Source organism: Campylobacter sp. BCW_4332 (assembly GCF_001763175.1).
In the GTDB taxonomy this organism is placed as follows: domain Bacteria; phylum Campylobacterota; class Campylobacteria; order Campylobacterales; family Campylobacteraceae; genus Campylobacter_D; species Campylobacter_D jejuni.
Map to the genome: position 1 here is coordinate 1 of NZ_MJYF01000016.1, position 22,723 is coordinate 22,723.

The 22,723-nt window shown below is 28.3% G+C and carries 18 protein-coding genes; all 18 read right to left on the minus strand.

Going from position 1 to position 22,723, the window contains the following annotated elements:
- The coding region (locus AJN64_RS09690) for a hypothetical protein (RefSeq protein WP_261665700.1) at positions 1-1,389 on the minus strand (1,389 nt) is incomplete at its 3' end.
- Positions 1,379-2,044, minus strand: coding sequence for a nucleotidyltransferase family protein (locus tag AJN64_RS01330; RefSeq protein ID WP_070292560.1), 666 nt, complete (start codon positions 2,042-2,044; stop codon positions 1,379-1,381). The genes AJN64_RS09690 and AJN64_RS01330, both read right to left, overlap by 11 nt.
- Positions 2,032-2,637, minus strand: a complete 606-nt coding sequence (gmhA2, locus tag AJN64_RS01335) for a D-sedoheptulose 7-phosphate isomerase (RefSeq protein WP_070292561.1) — start codon at positions 2,635-2,637, stop codon at positions 2,032-2,034. The genes AJN64_RS01330 and gmhA2 overlap by 13 nt, the downstream gene beginning before the upstream one ends.
- Complete coding sequence (gene hddA, locus AJN64_RS01340) at positions 2,625-3,644, minus strand: D-glycero-D-manno-heptose 7-phosphate kinase (protein ID WP_070292562.1); 1,020 nt, start codon at positions 3,642-3,644, stop codon at positions 2,625-2,627. The genes gmhA2 and hddA overlap by 13 nt, the downstream gene beginning before the upstream one ends.
- Positions 3,641-4,672, minus strand: a complete 1,032-nt coding sequence (locus tag AJN64_RS01345; protein ID WP_070292563.1) for a GDP-mannose 4,6-dehydratase — start codon at positions 4,670-4,672, stop codon at positions 3,641-3,643. Before AJN64_RS01345 ends, hddA begins: the two co-directional genes overlap by 4 nt.
- Positions 4,669-5,832 (minus strand): DegT/DnrJ/EryC1/StrS family aminotransferase, encoded by a 1,164-nt coding sequence (locus AJN64_RS01350; RefSeq protein ID WP_070292564.1) that lies wholly within the window; start codon positions 5,830-5,832, stop codon positions 4,669-4,671. The genes AJN64_RS01345 and AJN64_RS01350 overlap by 4 nt, the downstream gene beginning before the upstream one ends.
- Complete coding sequence (locus AJN64_RS01355) at positions 5,833-6,864, minus strand: NAD-dependent epimerase/dehydratase family protein (RefSeq protein ID WP_070292565.1); 1,032 nt, start codon at positions 6,862-6,864, stop codon at positions 5,833-5,835.
- Between the two features lie 80 nt (positions 6,865-6,944).
- On the minus strand, positions 6,945-8,045 hold the full coding sequence (locus tag AJN64_RS01360; protein ID WP_070292566.1) for a GDP-L-fucose synthase family protein: 1,101 nt from the start codon (positions 8,043-8,045) through the stop codon (positions 6,945-6,947).
- Between the two features lie 76 nt (positions 8,046-8,121).
- Positions 8,122-9,990 carry a hypothetical protein gene (locus AJN64_RS01365; protein ID WP_052795414.1) on the minus strand — a complete coding sequence of 623 codons (1,869 nt, stop codon included), beginning with the start codon at positions 9,988-9,990 and terminating at the stop codon, positions 8,122-8,124.
- A complete protein-coding gene (locus tag AJN64_RS01370) occupies positions 9,974-11,248 on the minus strand; it encodes a hypothetical protein (RefSeq protein WP_002917297.1) in 1,275 nt (424 codons plus the stop codon). Before AJN64_RS01370 ends, AJN64_RS01365 begins: the two co-directional genes overlap by 17 nt.
- Complete coding sequence (locus AJN64_RS01375) at positions 11,199-15,827, minus strand: CDP-glycerol glycerophosphotransferase family protein (protein ID WP_261665701.1); 4,629 nt, start codon at positions 15,825-15,827, stop codon at positions 11,199-11,201. The genes AJN64_RS01370 and AJN64_RS01375 overlap by 50 nt, the downstream gene beginning before the upstream one ends.
- A 168-nt stretch (positions 15,828-15,995) precedes the next feature.
- Positions 15,996-16,997, minus strand: a complete 1,002-nt coding sequence (locus AJN64_RS01380; protein WP_251824641.1) for a LicD family protein — start codon at positions 16,995-16,997, stop codon at positions 15,996-15,998.
- A gap of 152 nt (positions 16,998-17,149) precedes the next feature.
- Entirely contained in the window at positions 17,150-17,539 is a 390-nt protein-coding gene (locus AJN64_RS01385; RefSeq protein ID WP_002901017.1) for an adenylyltransferase/cytidyltransferase family protein, read from the minus strand.
- Positions 17,539-18,486 (minus strand): SIS domain-containing protein, encoded by a 948-nt coding sequence (locus AJN64_RS01390; protein ID WP_053872401.1) that lies wholly within the window; start codon positions 18,484-18,486, stop codon positions 17,539-17,541. Before AJN64_RS01390 ends, AJN64_RS01385 begins: the two co-directional genes overlap by 1 nt.
- 9 nt (positions 18,487-18,495) lie before the next feature.
- Positions 18,496-20,154, minus strand: coding sequence for a polysaccharide biosynthesis/export family protein (locus AJN64_RS01395; RefSeq protein WP_053872402.1), 1,659 nt, complete (start codon positions 20,152-20,154; stop codon positions 18,496-18,498).
- Between the two features lies 1 nt (position 20,155).
- Positions 20,156-21,274, minus strand: coding sequence for a capsule biosynthesis protein (locus AJN64_RS01400; RefSeq protein ID WP_053872768.1), 1,119 nt, complete (start codon positions 21,272-21,274; stop codon positions 20,156-20,158).
- Positions 21,274-21,936: an ABC transporter ATP-binding protein gene (locus tag AJN64_RS01405; RefSeq protein ID WP_002781126.1), complete on the minus strand. Its 663-nt coding sequence runs from the start codon at positions 21,934-21,936 to the stop codon at positions 21,274-21,276. The genes AJN64_RS01400 and AJN64_RS01405 overlap by 1 nt, the downstream gene beginning before the upstream one ends.
- The gene (locus AJN64_RS01410) at positions 21,933-22,715 is read right to left on the minus strand and encodes an ABC transporter permease (RefSeq protein WP_053872769.1); all 783 of its coding nucleotides are present in this window, start codon (positions 22,713-22,715) and stop codon (positions 21,933-21,935) included. The genes AJN64_RS01405 and AJN64_RS01410 overlap by 4 nt, the downstream gene beginning before the upstream one ends.
- Between the last annotated feature and the right edge of the window lie 8 nt (positions 22,716-22,723).

Below are 22,723 nucleotides of genomic sequence, written 5' to 3' on the forward strand. Positions count from 1 at the left end.
ACTTTCTAATTTTTTAATAATTAAATCTTGTTCTAGATTGGCTAATTCTAAACGTTGTTTTTTTGCAGGTAAAGAATTAAGTTCGTTTTGAAATTTGTTTTGCAAATCTTGTTTTTCTTGAGTTAAAACTGAAATTTGTTTTTGTAATGAAGCTAGTTTTCTTGGATCCATTGTAGCACAATACTCGTCTATAATTTCTTTATAAAGCTCTATAGGAGGGATTAAATGATTAAAATTATATTCTTCTGGTATTTCTATATTTTCATTAGCTAAAGCTTCAAAATCTATTTCTTCGGTATGGTAATTACCTTCAGGAGAAGCTAGAAAGAAAGAGATGATATCGCAATGATTAACTTTTTTCTTATAACCTCTCCAACCAACAGATGGATGAGATTCTTTAAACTGCGCATCACCACTTTTATTAAAAACTACAAAACTTTGATCATCAATAATAAAATTAGCATTAAAACCAACAAAATGATTTAAAAATGCATGTTCTTTATTTATACTTGTATTTTTATTTTTAAATTTAATATCGGAACAATATTTAGCGCATTCTCCGTTCCCATAATTTAATTTAATCCCTTCAAGTTCATAATTACTCCAAGTATGCATACCTATCAATGTATATTTATAAGCCCAAAAAGGAAATTGTAAACTATCGTTTTCATTAAGTCTATAAGTTATTTCATTAAACATTGAATTTTTCATAATAGTACATTGTAATTTCTTATTTAATTGATGCATTTCTTTTGGTGTGCAAATTTTAAATTCTGGATTATCGTTTTTAATACTTATTGGTTCCTTAAAATTAAATTTATCAATATTATCAACAATACATCTTCCAAACTCTTTCATAATCGAAGCTTGTTGATGAGGTGTATCAATCCTATTTCCAAATTCTTCCAAATTATTTTTTTCATAATAGATTTGCATGTCAATGAGATTAAAATTAAATTTTTGACATAAAAAGCGGTGTATATTATTGATTAGTTTATAAGCACCTAGTTGTATAGGGAGAATTAAAATTAATATTTTTTTATTTAGGAAATAAAGTTCTTGATAAAGCCAATAAATATCACGGTAGACAATTGACAGTGGTTTATTTTCTTCTTTGTAAAAACAAGGATCATTTATAAGATCGTTAATATTGCTTTCCATAATAATCAATTCAGCATTTGATATAATATTACTATTTCTAACTCTTTTGATTTCGTATAATTTTTGTATAGAAGAAGTTCCACCTAAGGCAAAATTATAAAATTCCAAATTACATGTTCTATTTTCATCTTGATTATATTTAATTATGCCTTCTCTTAATCCTTTCTGGAGTCCATTTACCATAACTGAATTACTTCCACCAAGTAAAACTACATTTTTACTGTTCATTTTTAAACCTTTCATAATCACTAGGTACACCAATATCTATAAAATAATTATCAAAAATTTCAGCTCTAGCCTTTAAATTTTTATAATTTTCTTGCAAAAATTCTTCAAAAGAAAATTTTTCTTGCAAAGCAAAATCCTTAAAAATATCTTTAGTTAAAAGATAAATTCCACCATTGATTAAACTTTGCTTTTTAAATATTTTTTCCTCAAAGGAAATCACAAAACCTTGCTCATTAACATTTACTGTGCCATATCTATCAAAATCATTCATTTGCTTTAAAGCAAGGCAAATTTTACTTTCATCTAGCTTTAATTTACTTAAATCTACGTCAAAAAAAGTATCGCCATTTAAAACATAAGCCTCGTTTTTTATAAATTTCAAAGCCTCTTTTATAGCTCCGCCTGTTCCTAGAGGCTCTTTTTCGATGCTGTATTTTATTTTTATGCCTAAAAACTCATCTTTAAAATACTCTTTTATCACTTCATATTTGTATGATACTGCTAAGATAACTTCTTTTATGCCTTGCTTTTTAAGATATTCAAAAATAAATTCTAAAAAAGGCTTATCATTTATCGGTGCCATAGGTTTTGGAATATCTTTTATAACGCTTTTAAGTCTTGTTCCCAAACCACCGCAAAGTATTATTGCTTGCAAGAAAAACCTTTACCGAAAAGCTCTTCTTCGATGATAGCACAAATAATATGCCCTATTAAAATATGCGCTTCTTGAATTCTTGGCGTGCAAGTTGAAGGCACTTTTATACAATAATCACAAAGCTCATTCATCGCTCCGCCACTAGCTCCGCTTAAGCCTATACTTATGATTCCTTTTTGCTTGCAAAGATCTAGAGCTTTTAAGATATTTTTACTATTTCCACTTGTAGAAATACCTATAAAAACATCTCCCTTAACTCCTTGAGCTTGTACTTGTCTAGCAAATAAATTTTCATAACCATAATCATTGCCAATAGCAGTTAATATACTCGTGTCCGTTGAAAGTGCAATACTTGCGATCCCTGGTCTATCAAAATAAAACTTACTTACAAATTCTCCTGCGATATGCTGTGCATCTGCTGCACTACCACCGTTTCCTGCTAATAAAGTTTTGTTACCATTTTTATAAGCTTTTATGACTTCTAATGAAACATTTTTAATAAGAGCTATTAAATTCTTATCTTTTAAAATTTGCTCTTTTACCAAAATCGATTCTTGAAAATGTTCTTTTATATAGGAATTTAAATTCTCCATGATTTAACCCCCTCTTTTGTAAATGAAAAATCTTGCACCCAGCCTTGTTCTTTTCTTAAAGCTTTGATTAAATTATATTTTTTAGTAGGATCTACGAAGAAAAACATAAATCCACCTGCTCCTGCTCCACTAGTTTTGCCACTATAAGCTCCATTATCTATGGCGAGTTTATAAATTCTTTCAAGCTCATCATTGCTAACGATTTCTGAGATGATTTTTTTTGACTGCCAAGACTTACCTAAAATTTGCGCCAAAGTATCAAAATCAGCTCTAAATAAAGCTTCTTTCATCTTTATAGCATCTTGCTTTATAGCATGCATTGCCTCTAAAGACTTTTCATCTCCAAGCTTTCCTTTTTTATGCTCTTCTATATCTTTTGCTTCTCTTGTAATATTTGTAAAATAAAGCACAGTTCTAGCTTCAAGCTCACTAGCTATCCAGTTTTTAATACGCAAAGGATTAACAATAACTCTTTTATTGTTATAAAATTCCATAAAATTAAAACCACCAAAAGTTGCAGCATATTGATCTTGTGCTCCACCTACTATACCTAAATCTTCTCTTTCTATCTCATAAGCAAGCTTAGCGATTTCATATTCCCCTAAAGGTAAATTAAGCCACTCTGCAAAAGCCTTTACAACCCCTACAACTAAGGTTGAGCTTCCACCTAGCCCACTACCACTTGGTACATCTGAGTATGTATGCAAAGAAAAACTTAAAGGTTTTTTTGTAAAATCTTTTACAATGCGATTGTAAATACTTTTGAAGATATCTAATTTTCCATCATTTTCTAAACACTCTTTACTTTCATACTCACAGTAAGAATTTGTATCAGGAGAATCAAAAATGATTTTTTCATCTTCTCTTTCGATCAAAGTGCAATGTATATATAAAGATATGGTTGCATTTAAAACATAACCTGTGTATTTATCACAATATAAATTTATATCAGTCCCCCCACCTGCTAAACCAAGACGAAGAGGAGTTTGTGTGCGTATGGTCTTCATCTATTTAATGGAATCCTTCCTTTTTTTATCTCATCTCTCCAATGATTTAACAAATCCTCAAACATTTTTCTAGCTGCAATTTCTGGCTTCCAGTTAATAAAACTTTTGATTTTTGTGTTATCAAACATTTGATAATCCGCATCAATAGGACGCAATCTTTGCTCATCTTGCTCTATTTTTATATCTTTTCTTGTAGAAAAAGATAAAAGAATTTCTATAACCTCGGGGAGCTTAAAAGCTTCTTCTCCTGCTATATTAAAAGCTTCCCCACAAGGAACTTTTCCTTTTTGGCTTTCTAATGAAAGTAGATAATAAGCCCTTATAGCATCGCGACAATCTTGAAAGGTTCTTACACTCGAAAGATTTCCAACCTTAACAACAGGCTCTTGATAACCCGCTTCAATTAAAGCAATTTGTTTTGCAACTGTACTTTCAAAAAACACATCAGAACGTCTTGGACCACTATGTGTTCCCATTCTTGTAACAAAGGTGCGAATGTTATAAGCTTCACCATAAAATCTTCCCAAATAATCAGCGCCGATTTTGCTTATACTATAAGGACTTGCACCGTGAAAGGTTGTTTCTTCATTAAGTTTAACACCTGCTTTTGCTTTACCATAAACTTCACTTGAAGAGCAGATATGCACTACAGGGTCATATCCATCTTTTGCCTTTAAAATTCTAATGTTTTCCAAAATATTTGCTGTGCCTATGATATTTGTTTGTAATGTTTCTATAGGAATTTCAAAAGAAGTTTTTGGATAAGATTGAGCTGCTAGGTGAAAAATCACATCAGGCCTTTGACTCTCGAAAAGTTTTTGAAGACTAGAGTAATCATTTAAATCTGCATAAAAAATACTGATTCCATCTTTTTTATTTATCCTATCGCTTAAATGATAGATATTGTCCATACTCTCTTGCCAACGCATCATACCTATAACATCATAGTCTGTGTTTTCTAGCAAGAAATCTGCCATTTGCGAGCCAACTTGCCCTGTAAATCCTGTGATTAATGCTGTTTTTTTCATAAACTATCCAATACTTTTTTAAATAAATTAATTTGATTACTAATACTAAATTGGTGATTACCCACAAAAAATCCTTTTTCATGAATATATTTTGCATTTTTTAATTCCCGATGAATTTCATAGTCAAAATACTTAATCACCTCATTTTGCGTAAAATCTCCAGTAGCTATAGGACGGTATTCTATATCATTTTCTTCTAGTTTTTTAATAATATCTTTTCTTTGCAATTTCGAATTTGGTTTAATTACCAATGAAAATCCAAACCACGAACTACTTCCGATTTCTTTTTGTGTAATAAATTCAGGGTGATTTTGAAAGTATTCACAAAATAACTTTGCATTTTCCCTACGATATTGTAAAAACATAGGTAATTTTTTAAGTTGTTCTATACCTATAGCCCCACTCATTTCCACAGGGCGCACATTATATCCTGGCAATACAAAACGAAATGATTCACTAAACCAATCATCGCTTTTATTTACTACTAAATTTTCTTTTGGAAGATTTCTAGTCCAACCATGCGCTCTTAAACATAATAATATATGATACAACTCCTCATCATCCGTAACAACAAAACCACCTTCCATTGTAGCCATATGATGAGAAAAGAATGTTGAAAAAGTTCCCATAATACCAAAAGTTCCAGCTTGCTTACCTTTATACTCTGCGCCCATTGATTCGCAATTGTCTTCAAGTAAAATAATATCTTTATCTTTTATCATAACTTTAATTGCATCAAAATCATTAGGATTTCCTAGTAAATTTACAATCATGATCATTTTTGTTTTATTGCTAATAGCACTACTTAAAGCATCTAGATCATAATTTAATGTCTCTAAATCTATATCTACAAATTTTAGCTTTAAGCCATACTGATAAAGCGGATAATAAGTAGTACTCCACGATACCGCAGGAACTATAACCTCATCTCCTCTTTTTAATCTGGGATTTTTTGTATAAAACAAAGCTGCAGTTGCAATTAAATTTGCAGTTGAACCCGAGCTTGTCATAACCGCATACTTAGAACCCACAAATTTAACAAAATCTTTTTCAAATTCAGCTACCTTTTTGCCCATAGTAAACATATCACTTTTGATAACATCTTGTATTGCTTGTAATTCTTTTTCATTCCAAGTTGATGAAGCTAGTGTATATTTCATTTACTCTCCTTTATTTAAATACCATTGATACATCATTTGAATTCCTTCTTCTAAGTCAATTTTATGTTTCCAGCCTAAATTTTGCAATCTTGAACTATCTAACATTCTATCCATTGTAGAATCTGGTTTTGAATTATTAAACACAATTTCACCCTTAAATCCAACAATATTTTTAATCAAAAAAGCAAGTTCTTTGATACTTAAAAATTCTCCACTTCCTACATTAAGATGCGGTTCATCAGATGAAACAATATCTTTAAAATCTATATTTATCATCACATAAATAGAAGCATCGGCTAAATCTTTTGCATGAATAAATTCTCTAATTACACTACCGCTACCCCAAATTTCTACGCTATCTTTACTTACACCAAATTTTTGTAAATATTCCATTGCTTGCTCTAGGGAATTCATTTGCAAATCCTTTAAAACCTCATCAATTTTATTTTCATCTAAAAGTTTTGCTAAATGAAATTTACGCAACAAAGCTGGTAAAACTTTTGCTTTTTGTAAATCAAACTCGGTTGTCTCTCCATACAAATTTGCAAGATACAAAGTTATAAAATTTGTTCCATATTGTAAGTTATAACTTTCACACATTTTTGTTCCTATAATTTTTGGCAAACCATATGCAACGGCTTTTAAATCTAGCTTTCCATCTAATAAATTCTCTTCTTTAATGGGATTTATAGCTTTTTGAGGGTAAGCCCAAGCAGAACCATAAAAAATTAGCTTTTTAACATTATTTTGATAAGATGAATGAATAATATTTGCTTGAAGTACACTATTTTCATAGATTACATCAGCTGGAGTAAAAAGCCCTAAAGTATCAAGCTTGGCAGCACATAAAAAAACATATTCTGGTTTTTCTTTTGCAAAAAAATCAGTCACAGCTTTTTGATCTACTAAATCTAATTCTTTTCTTGTTTTTACGATAATATTATTAAAACCCTCATCTATAAGTGTATTATAAAGAGTTTTTCCTAAAGTGCCACCATGCCCTGCTATATAAATTTTAGAATCTTTAAGCATTGCAAACCCTTTTTGTAGAATTTGCAAAATCATAAATATTATTTGTATAAAAAGATTGAATGTTTGAAAAGATAAAGTATTCAAAGCTTAATCCCCCCCCCCCATCTAATCGAGCTGTTATTATTATTCTGAGTTTCTTGATTATTTTTATACCATTCATACATCATTTGAATTCCTTTTTCTAAATCAATTTTATGTTTCCAACCTAAAGAATGAATTTTTGAGCAATCTGTAAATTTCTGCATTGCTCCATCTGGACGATTTGAATTAAAAACTAAATTTCCCTTAAATCCTACTATATTTTTGATTAATTCTGCTAATTCTTTAATAGTGATATTCTTATGTGGGCCTATATTTAAATGAGTGTTAATAATCTCAGTATTACCACCTTTTAAATCTTTAAAATCTATATTATTCATAATAAATAAACAAGCATTTGCTAAATCTTGACTATGTAAAAATTCTCTTGTCGGTTTTCCACTACCCCAAATTTCAACATTATTCTCATCTACACCAAATTTTTTTAAATAATTCTTAGCTTCTTCAATGGAATCAAATTTTAAATCATTTAATAAGTCCTCATATCGTTTTTCATTTAAAAGCTTCGCTAAATGCATTTTTCTTAAAATTCCAGGCAATACATGAGATTTTTCAAGATCAAATTTATCATTATTGCCATATAAATTTGTAGGAGTGATTGCTATAAAATTTGTATTGTATTGCAAATTGTAACTTTCACAAAGCATCAAGCCTGAAATTTTAGCGATTGCGTAAGGTTTGTTAGTATACTCAAGATCTCCACTTAACATTTGATCTTCACTAGTTGGTAATGTTGCATTTTTAGGATAAACTGTAGTTGAAGCTATGAAAAGTAGCTTTTTTACTTTATGCAAATAAGCATTATGAATAACATTGCACTCTATCATTAAATTTTGATAAATAAAATCAGCACGATAAAAAAGATGTGATGAAATACCTCCTATTCTTGCCGCAGCTAAAATAACATATTCTGGCTTTTCTCTCTCAAAAAAATCAACCACAGCCTTTTGGTTTGTTAAATCGAGCTCAAAGTGAGTTTTAAAAACAAGATTTTTATAACCTTGTTGCTTAAGTTCATTAAGTATAGCACTGCCCACAAGACCACTATGACCCGCTATGTAAATTTTAGAATCTTTTTGCATTACTCATTCCCACTCCCATTGAAAAATCTGGAACTTGTATAATTTTTAATTTTTACTATATTAAATTCTATTGCCATTATTTGCCTTTTTTATTTTTATATTCTTTTTTAAGTTTATATAAATCAAACCAAAATTTAATATATCCACCTTTATACCAATTCCTACTTGCTTGTATAAAAGACTTTCCTAGTCTATAAGTAAAACTTTCTTCTATAGTTTCAGAGTGACAATTATAATAATTTTTCGATATTAAATGTCTAGTGCGATACCGATGATGATACAAACAAACAAGAATTTTTATAGGTATTCCTAATATACCTATAAAAGTTTTAGAATTATGGATTAATATCACTCCTATTTTATAAGATAAATGACCACATGACTTATTAACCATATTATACAATTGACCTTTTTTAGAGTATTCTTCATATTTTAACAAAAAGTCAATACTGCTAGATAGTTTTTCTTCCAGCTCAATATTATTTTTTATTCTTTTGCAATCTGACTTCAATTCTTTAGTAAAATTTGGAGGTATAAAATCTACAAAATAAAAGTTCTTTATAGTATTAGATTCCAAACATATACAATTTATTTTCATTAAAGAACAAAATTGCTGCAAAAGATTATGAGCTGAATTAAAATTAGGAAAATTTTTAAAAAAATCTATGGATTTATTCAAAAAACCATATTTCCATAGTGATAAATAAATTTCCATTGCTCCTCTTCGTCCAGCAGCAAAATTATCGTTAAGTCCACCATATAAACTTTCATGGTGCTTTATCATAAGATCATTTATATATAATTTTTCAAGTTTATCGATTGAAAAATTTATATTATACTCTACATCAGGCCTAACTTTAATAATAAAATCGTATTGAAAATTATTTTCCGCTTCATACTGAACCAATGATTTTAATAATTGATAATTAGAATACCATATTTTCGAAGCATTAATAAATAAATTGTTTCTATCTAAAGGATATTTTTTTAAAAAATCTTCTTGATTTTCTATAATTACTCGTTTAATGTTATTTATATTTTCCAACCTTTCAGCATCGAGCCGAACGGAATATTCTTGATTTAATTTAGAAAAAACATTTGGAAAATATTGTTTTAAATTATTTTTATGCATAATTTCCTGAGGAATAGATTTTAATAATGTTTCATCTAATAATCTTTTAGCCCAATTTCCTCCTGCTCCATTTAAACCTGGCCACAAAAATTTTGAATCCCAAGTAAATAAAAAAACATCAACATCAAACTGAAAACTTTCTATCACTTTTTTTAAATTTAATTCCCACTCTACTCCTCTCATAGCACCACTTATACATAAAGCGATTTTTTTTGGAGATTTTAAATGTTGAGTATGAAAAGTATTAAAATTATAATTTAATAGAAATTTTTCATAATAAACTCTAGCACCGATAGTCATCTTTGTATGAAAATTTTCTTGTAAAATAGTTAATATATTTCTTACTTCATTGCAAAAAAAATCTTTATTTATACAAGAAAAATAATCAATAACTCGTTTAATAAAAAAAGATTGAAAAATTATAAAAAAACTATTTTTAACTACATAAGGTAATAATATTACAATAGATTCTTTTTTTAAACAAAAATTTAAAATCCATTGAGAAATTATATAATTGATACATAATGGAGTGTATTTTTCTTTTTTAATATAATCAATTATTTTTTCATCGTCAAGTGTTTTTATTTCAACTAAAAAATTATAAAACTCGCAAAAATTACCAAAATACATATCATTCCACCAATTTTGTTGTGGTGTATTTTTAAATAATAAAATTAATTCATCTACATTTCCAATCTGATATAAGAAATCTATATACTCTTTAGACTGTTGCTTAGCTAAATCCTCCTTGTAGATATCTTGAATTATATCAAAATTCCATTCTTCAAGTGCATTTTTAATATTTCCTTGCATTTTGTTTAACCTTATTAATATTACGAATTTGGAAGAAAAATTTAATTAATCCTCCTTTATACCAAGATTTACAAGCTTTTATAAACTTTTCTCCAAGTTGATATGTTGTGCTATTTTTTTCTATTATAGCTTCATCATAATCTGTATAATTTTTTAAAGGTAAAGATTTAAATTTAAAATCAACTGTTTTATGGACAATAAAAACAGCCCATAATATAAAAGGTAATTTAATGTAGCCAAAAAAAGAATTATATTTTATTAAAATCCTTCCTAATTTATAAGACAGATGATTATATATTATAAATTTAGCGGAATTAGAATAAATAACATTATCTTTATGATTTAACCCAATTTTTTTTCGCAATTGATAAAGCTGTAAATCTTTAATTTCAATATCTTGCTCTAAACAAATTAATTCCATATTTTGTTTTTTTATCGGAAGAGAATCTAAACTTTTTTGCAAGGATAATTTTTCTTCATTTAGAATTAAAATTTTTTGATTAAGAGCATCTAAATCTGATTTTTTAATATCAACAAACATATATTGATTGATTTGTTGCATTCCAGAACGCCAAGGCCTAAATTCATACTCCCATCTATACTTGATAAATATGTTATATATACTTTCATCCTCTAAATATGCCTTATGTGGATGCTTAACTAAGCCAAAATTACTAAACCATACTAAATCACCTTCATTTGGCATTCTAGAATCCAATAAGCCAAACCTAAAAGCATTGGATGAACAAAAATTTGTTTTAGGTGGCAAAGGAAACTCTCGAAATACGCCTTCCCAACCATTTTGCGGTTTTCGAACGGGATTATAAACCTTAATATACTCATCCAATCTTAAAGGTTTAAAAAACATAATATCAGGTCTTGTATACAAATGATAGTCGTACTTCACGCCACATTCTTTTTCATAATCCAATTTTAAAGAATTTACCTTTTCCAAAGTAACATACATTCCAGATTTATTGCCATCCGAAATAGGGGATTCTATAAGATATTTTTTTGGTTGATAAATTCCTATAATTTCTTCCAAATCATGAATTCCTATCTTTACACCTGTTAATCCTGGATACTTTAAATGAGAATGAGCACTTCCAGTATCAAATTGATCCCATGTGTGTAAAAATATATCTATTTTCCAACCATCTTGCTCATTTGCATCTATAATATTATCAAAAAAACTTTTATAAGTTTGTTCATAAGTTCTTAAAGCACCAAACAAATGAACTGCTAATTTTTTTTCCATGCAATACCTTTTTTTGTTTTTTCATAGATCTACTAATTTCATTAATTAAAAATAAAAGATTTGAATATTTTTCACATCTTTTTTTTATTTTCATTAAATCAAAACATATATTTTTGTAAATTTTACCCCTAAACAATAACAAAGTTACCAATAAATCATGTTGTATTTTAACTAAATTTTTATCTAAGTATTTTTCTACAATATCATAATGATCATAACGCAAATTTAAATGAATCCAATGAATTATCCAAGCCGTATTGCTAGCATCTTCAAGCATAGCTTTTTCTATAAACTGCAAGGATATTTTAAAATCTTTTTTTAGATCTAAAGATAATTGGTATAATCTAAAAAATGCCATGGATTTATACATAGAATCTAACTGCAATTTATTAATATTTTCTTCAATGATTTGATACTGCTTTTCTTTGGAAAAAATTTCATGAAATGAAATATCTTTTTTGATACCAGAGAAAAAAGAAGGACATTGAGAAAATGCAGATTTCTGCAAAGAAATTCCTGGAGTATAAATCAATTTTGCATAAGAAAGAAAATTCATTTCAAAAAACGCCCTTTCAGTAACATCTAAAAATTCAGAAGCAAACTGATCAGCTAAAATAATTTTTTCATTATTAAAATAATCAATTAATTTTTTGCTAGCAATAATATCTTGACTAAAAATCACAATTTTATAATCTTTAATTTTATTTTTTATAATTTCTATAGCAATTTCATATGGAAAATATTTATCTCCCACAAAAGCATATAAAGAAGCCTTTTTATATGTTGAAGAATAAACTATATCTGCACCTCTGATATGTATTGCTATAAATTCGCCCAATTTACTAGCAGTTTGTTCAGCATATTTAATTATATTTTGATATTTGTTTGAAAATTTTATTTTCTTGTAAATCTCTGCAAAATCTTTATAACATTGTTCTTCATTATAGCCTTCTATCCAATTACTTAATGCTCCACCTTCTATTCCTGGAGCATACCAACCCCATTTTTGCTCGAAAGGACCATTTTTTATATCATTAAAAGTTTTTTTCTCTTGATGAATTCCAAATCCATGATTGCTTGATATATCTTTACAATCATCAATGTAATATTTTTGTATAAATTCTTCACTAAATATATCACCAACTTTACCTAATGCAAATGGAATATGCTTTATAGAATTGAACATTTCATGTGTATTCCCTATCACATCTTCAATCTTTCCCCATTTAAAATAAAATGGCAAATTAGTTTTTTCGGATAACAATAACCCTGCCATCATCGCAAACAGTCTCATACCAAAGCCATCAGGCTTTGCCATAATGATACATGGAGACAATATACACCTGTCATTTTTATACCCTTCGAAACTAACTCCAAAAAGATAATTAAATTTTTCTAAAATAATATTATTATACTCGACAAAGTCAAAATTACAAGTTTGAATAGATTCTTTTAAATATTTTATCATAGCTTTTGACAAACTATCAATATCAGGATTTACCAATAATCCTCCACGTGAATTTAAAACCGATCTATTGCCTGTTATATTTGTTGCTATTATTGGTTTTTTTAACACCAGTGATTCGAGTAAAACCATAGGCTGCCCTTCATGCAATGAACTCAATATAAAACAATCAGCTTTTCTTAAATAAGGATAAGGATTATTTCTATTTCCAAGAAGATATACATTTTTAACATTATTTTTTAAAATATACAATTTTAAATCTTCTTTTAAAGGTCCATCGCCTAATATCATTAGCTTAATGTTATTAAATTCTGAGCTAATTTTTTGAAAAGCTTTAATAAGCATTAATTGATTTTTTTCTGGTGATAATCTAGCAATATTAATAAAAACTTTTCCACCATCATTAAAAATACTTTCATCTTCTAGATACTCTAAAACAAAACCACTTTTAAATAATATATTTTTATAATCTATAATATTATTCATAAAATCAAATTTATCACACTCTACTTGATAAGTATCAGATAAATTATCTCTATTTAAATCACTTAATTCTCTTGAAACAGAAAGAATGTGATCAAAATATTTATAAACATTAAAAATTTTTTCAAGATACGGGAATCTTACATCAAATTCGCCTTTCATATCATTGTGAAGATAAATAATCTTTTTTGCATTTGTTTTAGCATATGCAAATCTATAAACCCATAACTCCCCATAACCATCAAAACTAATCAAAGAATTAAATTTCGAATCCCCATATAAACATCTAAAATCACGTTCAAAGCATCTTGCAAAAATATTTTCTTGCTCTTGATTTGCTCGTTTATTTTTATAAACAGGATTACTTAGCAACCAATTTTCTTCTTGAGTTTGACTTAAAATATTAGGATTACCTAGAATATAAACCTTATCTCTTATTTGATTAATATATTTCATGCAAGTTGGACTTTGTCTAACTTGCCATGAATCAATAGCAACATAGACATTATACTCATTTAAATTTAAATAATTTAAAAAATTTACAAAAGATACACTCATGCCATTATTACCCAAACCTCCAGGGTAAATTAATAAATTTACTTTATTATTAAAATTTTTATATATTTTTTCATCTTTAAAATTATCAAAAAAGAAAAATTCAATAACTCTTTGCGTTGCAGCACCATCTTCATTTAATACAAACATATCTTTAATCTCTTGAGAAATTTTACATTTCTCAAGCATTAATGGATTTTTCAAAATTCCTAAAACTTCTTGAGGAGTTTTACAATAAACAGAATTTAACATTTCAACATCAAAATATAAGCCGTGTTGATTTTTGTATTCCTCATAGTCATAAATATAGTAAATAATTGGTCTATTTAAAACCATAAAATCAAATGCAATTGAAGAATAATCAGTTATTAATACATCAACTATTGATAAAAGCTCATTAGTATCTATATCTCTAGGAACACTTGGAATCCCATTATCTTTAAGTTTGTCTTCTAAATTATAATGACCTCTAAATACAACAACAAATCCAGATTTTTTAAATATTTCAAGATCTTTAATAAGTTTTTCAATATTTAACTCCGCATTTTCAAATGAATTGCGATATGTTGGTGCATACAATATAACCTTATCACCAATTTTAATATTTAGTCTTTCTCGTATTTGTTGTTTTTTAAAATTATTTATTTTTAAAGTAATATCAATTCTAGGATAACCGCTCTCATAAACTTTTCCTTGGAAAATATTTTCAATATCATGTTTTTGCATTAAAACTTCAGATGTATGCTTATTTGGAGATATAATATGGGTTGATTGTAAAAAGTCCTTCTGGGTAACTTCAAATTCCATGAAACCCCGTCTCATATCCTTTCCTAAATATTTCCATGGTGTTCCATGCCAAGTTGCCAAGTATTTTTGTTCAGGTTTTCTTATAAAAAATCTACAAAAAGATCCAGAATTAATCAAGTATTTTGCGCTTGCTAAATATTTAAAATATAATTTAGAAAAATATTTTACAAAAATAATTTTTTTATTTTGTCTAAATTCTAAAGGAATAGATTCGAAATCTTGTAATACCCATATATGGATAAAATTATCAAATCGGGGATCATTTAAAAGATGTAAAAAAATCGCATAGGGATTGCATGACATAAACTGTGCAGTATGTGTTTGATATAAGATAGCATTCTGTAAAATATCTTCATTTTCATAATAATCCAAATATATAACTTTTTGTCTAAAAAAATCATCTTTTAAAAAATTTAAATTTTGATCAAAAATATTATTATTAATTCTATTGATTTGAGCAAAGATTTTACATGCCTCTTTGTGATGATCTAGCTTCATTAAACAATTAGCTAATCTATAAAAATACTCTGCACGACAATAAGAGTCTCTTTTAAAAGCTTCTGTATAAAATATAGAAGCCTGTTCAATCTTGTTTTGCTTTTCTAAAACTACCCCCAATCTATAATGATACACAGAACAATGATAGTTATTTTCTATAGCCTTATGATAATACTTTTCAGAATTTTTCCAATCATAAAGCATTTCAAAACTAAAAGCTATTTTGTAAAATATTTTATCTAAATATACTATCTCTAGCTCTTGGATTTTGTTTAAATAAGCTACATTAGCTTCACTCCAATAACCCATTTTTTCATGAAAAACACCTATACCATATATATCAGATTCTAATTCTTCGTCAAATTTTATAGCATATCCATAAAATTTATTTGATAAAACTATATCTTTAATTTTCTCGCAACAAAAACCAAGCCTATAATACCATACAGATTCAATTGGTATCTTTTGTTTCTCTTGAATTAAAATGGACTCTTTGTAATATTTTACTGCATCGTTATATCTTTTCATAGCTTCACAAGCAATTGCTAAATCTCTTAAGAGAATGAAATTCTGTTCATTTCCATGATTTAACTCTTGCTTAAGTCTATCAACTTCTTTCCACCATAATTTTTGCTCTAAAAAAAAACCAAATTTTAAATGATTATAAACCTGTTTTAATTGTTTTCTCCAATTTGGAGTTTCTTTTAGAAAACATGCTTGCTCAAAAAAAACTTTGGCATCATTCCATTCTTTTAAATGAAAACAACACATTCCCGTTTTAAAATATGCTTTGGCATTATCTCTAAAATTGTTAGATGCTTTAATAAAATACTTTTTAGATGCTTGATATTTTTTTCTCTTATATAGTATAGAAGCGAATAAAAAATATAACCCAAACATACAATACTTCATTTTTTCTCCCTAATATTTATTTTTATTTTATACTTTTGTATTTTTTTTAAAGAACGATCTATAAAGATGTAACTTATATTCTTGTTCATTAAAAATTACCGCATTTGGAGTATCTAGAATATTATCAAAATTTTTTTTGGGGATTCTCCAATCGCCATAATTTTCACTTAAATAACAATCATATTCTTTAAAACCAAAATATTCTTTGCCTAAAAAATTATATTTAATTAAATCAAAAGTTGAGTTATACCATTTAACAGCAGATCCTAAATGATAATGCTTGCAACCATCTTTATAGTGAATAAAAATATCAATCAATATACCATTGATATGTTTAAGCTTAATCCCACCTTTCCATTTTGGATCATGAATATAGAAAGTACCATATTGCTCTAAAGCTATTTTTAATTCATTACTAAAATCTTCTTCCCAAACCCCAACATCAATATCATAATCATTTGATATAAAATTCTTTTCCCTAATACAACCTAAAAAAGTACCACTGACTAAAAAAAACTTTATATTTAATGAATCAAAAACACTGGATAAATCTTCCAAAGCTATCAAGGCATCATATTTTGAAAAGTATTTTTTTTTAGTATTTTTTAAAGAAAATTTTTCATGTAGCTTTAATGAATTTTTTAGATAATATTCAGCTATATCATAAGCTTCAATGCTAGCTGCGGCACTAGATATATATTTTTGAATTTCAATCTTTGTGCTAATATTTCTTTTTTTTTCTATGTATTTTAAATATAATTTTTCCATATTTTTAAGTTCTATTTTAGTATTAACCAACTTGCTCATTAACATCCATATTTTTAAACGATTAGATTCTTGTTGAATTTTTTCTAATTCATATAAAGCTTTGGTTTTATCGCCCAATAAATATAATAATTGTATTTTAAGTAATTTACCATCTATATTTAAAGGATATTTTTCTAAAAATAAATCAATATAATTCAAAGCTTTTTTATACTCAGCATAAAAAAAATAAAATTCGGCTTGATAATAAAAAATCGTCTTCATGTTTACTTTAGATAAATAACTGCACAATTTTAAAAAAATAAAATGTCTACTTTTTTTCTGCATTAAATATATCAAAACCATATGCAACAGAATCACATGCAAATACCCTTTTTTGCTTTCACGAAAGCTTTTGCGAAATATACCTTTTAAATTCATAATTTAATTCTCTCAATAATTTCTGTCGTTGAAATACTTGGAGTTCTTTCAAAATAAATTACATCACAAATATCATTAAAGCAATCAAATTTACCCTTCCAATCATCCCCCATAACTAAAATATTTGCTTGGTATTTTAAAAGATAATCTCTTTTTAATTCTAATGATTCTTCTAAAAATACACAAGACACGCATTTTAATGAAGATATTATATTTAATCTCTCTTGCTCGCTATATATAGGATAACGATGCTTTTTAGCAAAATTTAAAGAATCTGATGATACGCCAACAATTAATTTATCTCCAAGAGATGCAGCTCTTTCTAGAATCCTTAAATGACCATAATGAAACAAATCAAAAGTACCAAAAGTTATTACATTTTTCACTATACCCTCCCTATAGTATAAAGCTGGATAATCCCTACAACCCTTTCTTCTTTCCCTACTATAATTTCTTTGATTTTATATTTTAACATGATCTCCTCTGCTTCACTTGCCATAGCATCAGCATCAACTACTTTAGGATTTGTACTCATGATTTCTTTAGCCTTAAAATCAAATCTTGGCTTATCGCTTGTCTTTAAAGCACGACGCAAATCCCCATCAGTGATGATACCCACTAATTTTTCATTTTCAAGCACCACACAAAGCCCTAGTTTTCCACTAGTCATCACATCAACAAGATCGTTAAATTCGGTATCAGGATGCACTATAGGAAGGTTACTTGAAACCATAAGATCTTTTACCTTGGTTAAAAGCTTACGTCCCAAACTTCCTCCTGGATGAAAAAGAGCAAAATCATCAGGCTTGAAATTTCTTACCTTCATCAAAGCAGCCGCTAAAGCATCCCCCATAACCAAAGTTGCCGTTGTCGAAGACATAGGGGCAAGCTGCAAAGGACAAGCTTCCTTTTCTACGGCTATATTTAAAAATATATCGCCTTGCTTTACAAGGGTGGAATTTTTTTTACCACACATTACTATAAGTGGAATTTTGCGCTTTTTTATAGCAGGAATGATTTTTAAAATTTCTTCAGTTTCTCCTGAATTTGAAATAGCAATTAAAACATCTTCAGGAGTTAACATTCCAAGATCTCCATGCAAAGCCTCTCCTGGATGGATGAAAAAGCTTGGTGTTCCTGTGCTTGCTAAAGTAGCTGCTATCTTAGCACCTATATGACCTGATTTACCCATTCCACTAACTATACAACGCCCTTTGGTATTTAGTATTAAATTTATAGCTTGATTGAAATTTTCATCTAAATTTTTAGCCAAATCCAAAATAGCTTGTGCTTCTTTTTCAAAGACTTCTTTGGCTATTTCAAGAGTGTTCATTTTTAAACCTTAAAGATTAAGCACAACATTGGTTGCAATAGCAATCTGATAAAGAATTTGAGTCAACATTGAAAAAATTTGCAAATTCTCACTATCCACTTTTGGCAATACCAACACAGAATCGCCTGGTTTCATATCTATACCACTATGATATTTTTCAGCTTTTCCATTGCTTCGTATTACCAAAACTTTTGAAGTATCCGCTCTTTCTCCATAACCTCCTGCAAGATTGATATAATATCTTAAATCTTTTCCCTTATCATACACAAAAGCCCCAGGTAAAGAAACCTCGCCTTGAACTATGATGAGATTATTCTTACTTGGTACATTAATAGTATCGCCATCTTCTAAAATAACCGAATTATAAGACTTTGGATTATCAATGACAATTTGACCTTTAGGCTCTACTTGCTTAGCTCTTTGAATAAATTCTAAAATCGTTTTTGCTTGTTGAGCTCTTATAGCTGCGCCTTGAGCTGTAACAGAACTGCTAGTTAAAGCTAGAGTTTCAAGCTCTTTAAGCTGAGCATTGATAAGCTCTTTTTGAGTTCTAGCTACACTTTTTCTAAATACTTGCAAAGCTTGCATGTTTGATTGCGGATTAGCCTTGATTAGTTTAGAAATATCTTCTAAAGTCGTTCCTTTACCTACAACTAAAGTTTTTAAACCATTATGCTCGCCATTTACACTTATAGTTATATTTTCAGAAACATACTCAGGGTGAAATTCTACCTCATCTCCTGTTCTAAGTAAAACTTTTGAAAATTGCATTTTATTATAAGCACTAACATCAAGTTTATGATCTTCACCATAACTCTTTACGATAGCATTAGTCACGATAGGTTTAGCACCTGATACTCTAGCTAAGTCAGCTAAAGTTTTAATATCATTTGAAAGTTCAAAACGAAAAGGTCTTTGCACATCACCGTTAACAAAAGCGTAATTTTGAACATTTCCTACTAAGATAACATCTCCACTTCTAAAAGGAAAAAGATCCATTTGCCCCTTTAGTAAAAAATCATATAAATCGATATTTTTTATCACGCTATTATTGCGCAAAATTTGAATATCTCTAAAACTTCCATATTCTAAATTTATACCCCCTGCTTTATCAAGATACTGTATCACTGAATCCGAACTAAGTCCTTGGTAAAGTCCTGGAGCATTAACGCTTCCTGTTACAAAAACACTGACATTTTGATAAGCATTCATATCTGCATAAACAAAAACATTGCTTTTATAGATTTTATTAACACGTGCTTTTATAACACTTACAAGGGCGCTATTTTTCACACCTAGTAAATTTACAGCTCCTACTTTAGGGATAAAAATATTTCCTTGAGAATCCACCACTAAAACTTGCGAAAACTCAACAGCTCCCCAAATTTTAAGACTGATTTGATCACCAACTGCGATCTTATAATCTGGGTTATAAACTCTTTGATTGTAATTTTTAAAATTTCCATTAAAAAGATGAGCACCAAATACTAAAATTTGATGAATTTTTGTAAGATTATTTTCTTTATTTGCTATATCATAATTTGAGCTTAAATTTTGATCTATGCTAGTTGCAGCAGAACCTTGATCTTCCGGTGAAATGATTTGTGAAACATCCACGGCTCCAAAACATAAAATACAACTAAAAAATAAAATTAATATTTTTTTCATTTTAATACTTATGCTCCTCTATTATCATTTTAATAAATTTAACAATCCCAAAAATCAAAGATAATACAATAAATGCTGTTAAAATATCATAAATTCTTTCAGGATATTTTGCGCTTTCTGGAATATCTGGACTTTGAATGATGACAAGTTGTTTTATTTTTCTTAATGCTTCTATTCTAGCACTTTCATAAGCTTTTAAAGCTGCTTCATAAGCTTTTTGCGCAAAAGTAGCTTCTATAGTTAAATCCTGAAATTTAGCAGCCAAATCATTAAGCTTTTGAGAAGAATTGTTAGCTGAAATTTTAGATTTTTCCCTTAAAAGTTGTTTTTTGATTGCTTCAATTTCTGCTTTAAGTGCTACTACTTCAGGTGCTGCATCATTCATATAGCTTTGTAAAGTTAAAAGTTTAGCTTCTTTTTGAGCTAGATTAGCCTCAATTTGCGCAACCAAACTTGCTTTAGTTTCAGCTTGCTTTAAAGGATCAAAAACTCCGTATTTATTTTGAAAAGCAATCAAATCATTTTGTGCTTTTTGATATCGTTCTTTGTATTTTTGTACTTCATTTTCAGCAAAAGCCATTTGTTCTCTAGCTGCTTTATGAGAGATTTCATTGATAAATTTTTCGCTTTCTTGCATAATAGTTTGAGCAATCAAATGAGCTGATTTAGGTGTAAAACCCTCTACTTCTACCTGTAAAAGCTTAGTGGTTTCATCTGTATGCACCTTAACTCTTGCTTGGTAGTATTTAAGATAAGATTCTATTGAACTTGAATCCCAAATTTTAAAAGGCAAATCTATATGTTGTTCTTGATAAAGACTTTTAAGTTTGATTTTTTCATCCAAAATCTTTAGCATATCACTTGATTCTATATAACCTTTTAGATAATTTAAATCTTCGCTTGCCGTAGAAGTACTACTAAGCAAAGACAAAATTCCACTTGTTTGAGCGCTTTCTCCACTTGTTGATCTAACATCTAAAATCATCGTACTTACATATCTTGGCGCTGCAATTAATGTATAATAAATTACAACAAAAATCATTATAAACCAAACAATTTTAAAAGAATCAAATATGCTTAAATCTTTGATTTTTTCTAATAAAGTTTTATTTTCTTCCATTAAGCTTTTCCTTGATATACAGCTATTCCTTCATCTACATCATCATAAACCGTAATTTGTCCATTTTTCATATAAATTATTTTATCACACCATTCTTTAATTTCAGCTACATTATGAGATACCATAATCACTTTTGATTTGCTTAATCTTTCTCTATATAATTTCACACTTTTTTCCCTAAAAGCAGGATCTCCAACAGCTCCAGCCTCATCGATCAAATAATAATCAAAATCAAAGGCCATACTAAGTCCAAAAGCTATCCTAGCACTCATTCCCGAAGAATAAGTCTTCATAGGCTCATCAAAAAATTTTCCTATTTCAGCAAAATCTTCTACAAATTTTACTTTTTCTTGAAGTTCTTTACCCTTATAACCATATACTCTAGCTACAAATTTAGCATTATCTCTAGCAGTTAAAGAACCTTGAAAAGCTCCGTTTAAACCCAAAGGCCAAGATAATTTTTTATTAGTAATTATCTTGCCACTATCAGGAAGCTCTGCTCCGCTTAAAAGTCTCATGAGAGTAGACTTGCCTGCGCCATTATATCCCATTAAACCTATACTACAATTTTCAGGAAATTCGAAAGTAAAATTTTTAAAAACATAATGCCTTCCACCACTAAATAAAGGATAAGATTTTGTTAGATTAATTAACTTTATCATTCTTTTTTTGCCGCCGTTAGAGCTTGTCTATTATAGTAGTAAATAAAAAGCCCTATAAATAAAACAAGTAAAATCCAAAATATAGCATAAAAATAACTATATTCATCTTGCAAAGGATAATTCTCAAAAAAATTAAATCTTAAAAGCTCCATTATGTGAAGTAAAGGATTATAATAAAATATATCAAGTAAAGGACGAGGAGTTAACCAAGTGGGAAATATAATCCCAGAACTCCAATAAAATACTATACTAAAATAAGCTAATAAAGTTCTTAAAGGCTCTACAAAATGCCAAACAATAGCAAAACAAATCCCCAAAGTAAAAGCTGAACATATAAGCAAAAAAATACAAAATAAAACACCGAGTAAATGGATAGGAAATATATCAAGTCTAAAGAACCACCCTGCAAAAAAAAGCACAGTGATAAAAATCACAAAATAAATACAAAATTCAAGCAAAGTTCTAGCAATAAATACATGTATAGGCTTTACAGGTTTATAGGCAAATAAAGATAAATTTGCCCCTATTCCATTCATAAGTTGAGTAACTATACTTCTAAACATAAAAAAAGGCATAATGCCTGAAATCAAAAACATAAAAATAGAAATTCCCTCAGGCATAACTTGATGATGATATTCCCTAATAACAGTTCCTATAATAGTCACCAAAAGCACAACACTCATAGGCTCTCCAACTACCCATATATATCCAAGATACCTATTTTTTCCAAATCTAGTTTTTAACTCTCTAAAAAATAAAGCGTGAATTACATTGAACATTTATTTTC

What these genes read in the sequence shown, in the direction of transcription:
- gmhA2 (WP_070292561.1), bottom strand. Translation starts at nt 2,637, where the DNA reads ATGGAGAATTTAAATTCCTATATAAAAGAACATTTTCAAGAATCGATT.
- hddA (WP_070292562.1), bottom strand. Translation starts at nt 3,644, where the DNA reads ATGAAGACCATACGCACACAAACTCCTCTTCGTCTTGGTTTAGCAGGT.
- AJN64_RS01345 (WP_070292563.1), bottom strand. Translation starts at nt 4,672, where the DNA reads ATGAAAAAAACAGCATTAATCACAGGATTTACAGGGCAAGTTGGCTCG.
- AJN64_RS01350 (WP_070292564.1), bottom strand. Translation starts at nt 5,832, where the DNA reads ATGAAATATACACTAGCTTCATCAACTTGGAATGAAAAAGAATTACAA.
- AJN64_RS01355 (WP_070292565.1), bottom strand. Translation starts at nt 6,864, where the DNA reads ATGCTTAAAGATTCTAAAATTTATATAGCAGGGCATGGTGGCACTTTA.
- AJN64_RS01360 (WP_070292566.1), bottom strand. Translation starts at nt 8,045, where the DNA reads ATGCAAAAAGATTCTAAAATTTACATAGCGGGTCATAGTGGTCTTGTG.
- AJN64_RS01365 (WP_052795414.1), bottom strand. Translation starts at nt 9,990, where the DNA reads ATGCAAGGAAATATTAAAAATGCACTTGAAGAATGGAATTTTGATATA.
- AJN64_RS01370 (WP_002917297.1), bottom strand. Translation starts at nt 11,248, where the DNA reads ATGGAAAAAAAATTAGCAGTTCATTTGTTTGGTGCTTTAAGAACTTAT.
- AJN64_RS01375 (WP_261665701.1), bottom strand. Translation starts at nt 15,827, where the DNA reads ATGTGTTGTTTTCATTTAAAAGAATGGAATGATGCCAAAGTTTTTTTT.
- AJN64_RS01380 (WP_251824641.1), bottom strand. Translation starts at nt 16,997, where the DNA reads ATGAAGACGATTTTTTATTATCAAGCCGAATTTTATTTTTTTTATGCT.
- AJN64_RS01390 (WP_053872401.1), bottom strand. Translation starts at nt 18,486, where the DNA reads ATGAACACTCTTGAAATAGCCAAAGAAGTCTTTGAAAAAGAAGCACAA.
- AJN64_RS01395 (WP_053872402.1), bottom strand. Translation starts at nt 20,154, where the DNA reads ATGAAAAAAATATTAATTTTATTTTTTAGTTGTATTTTATGTTTTGGA.
- AJN64_RS01400 (WP_053872768.1), bottom strand. Translation starts at nt 21,274, where the DNA reads ATGGAAGAAAATAAAACTTTATTAGAAAAAATCAAAGATTTAAGCATA.
- AJN64_RS01405 (WP_002781126.1), bottom strand. Translation starts at nt 21,936, where the DNA reads ATGATAAAGTTAATTAATCTAACAAAATCTTATCCTTTATTTAGTGGT.
- AJN64_RS01410 (WP_053872769.1), bottom strand. Translation starts at nt 22,715, where the DNA reads ATGTTCAATGTAATTCACGCTTTATTTTTTAGAGAGTTAAAAACTAGA.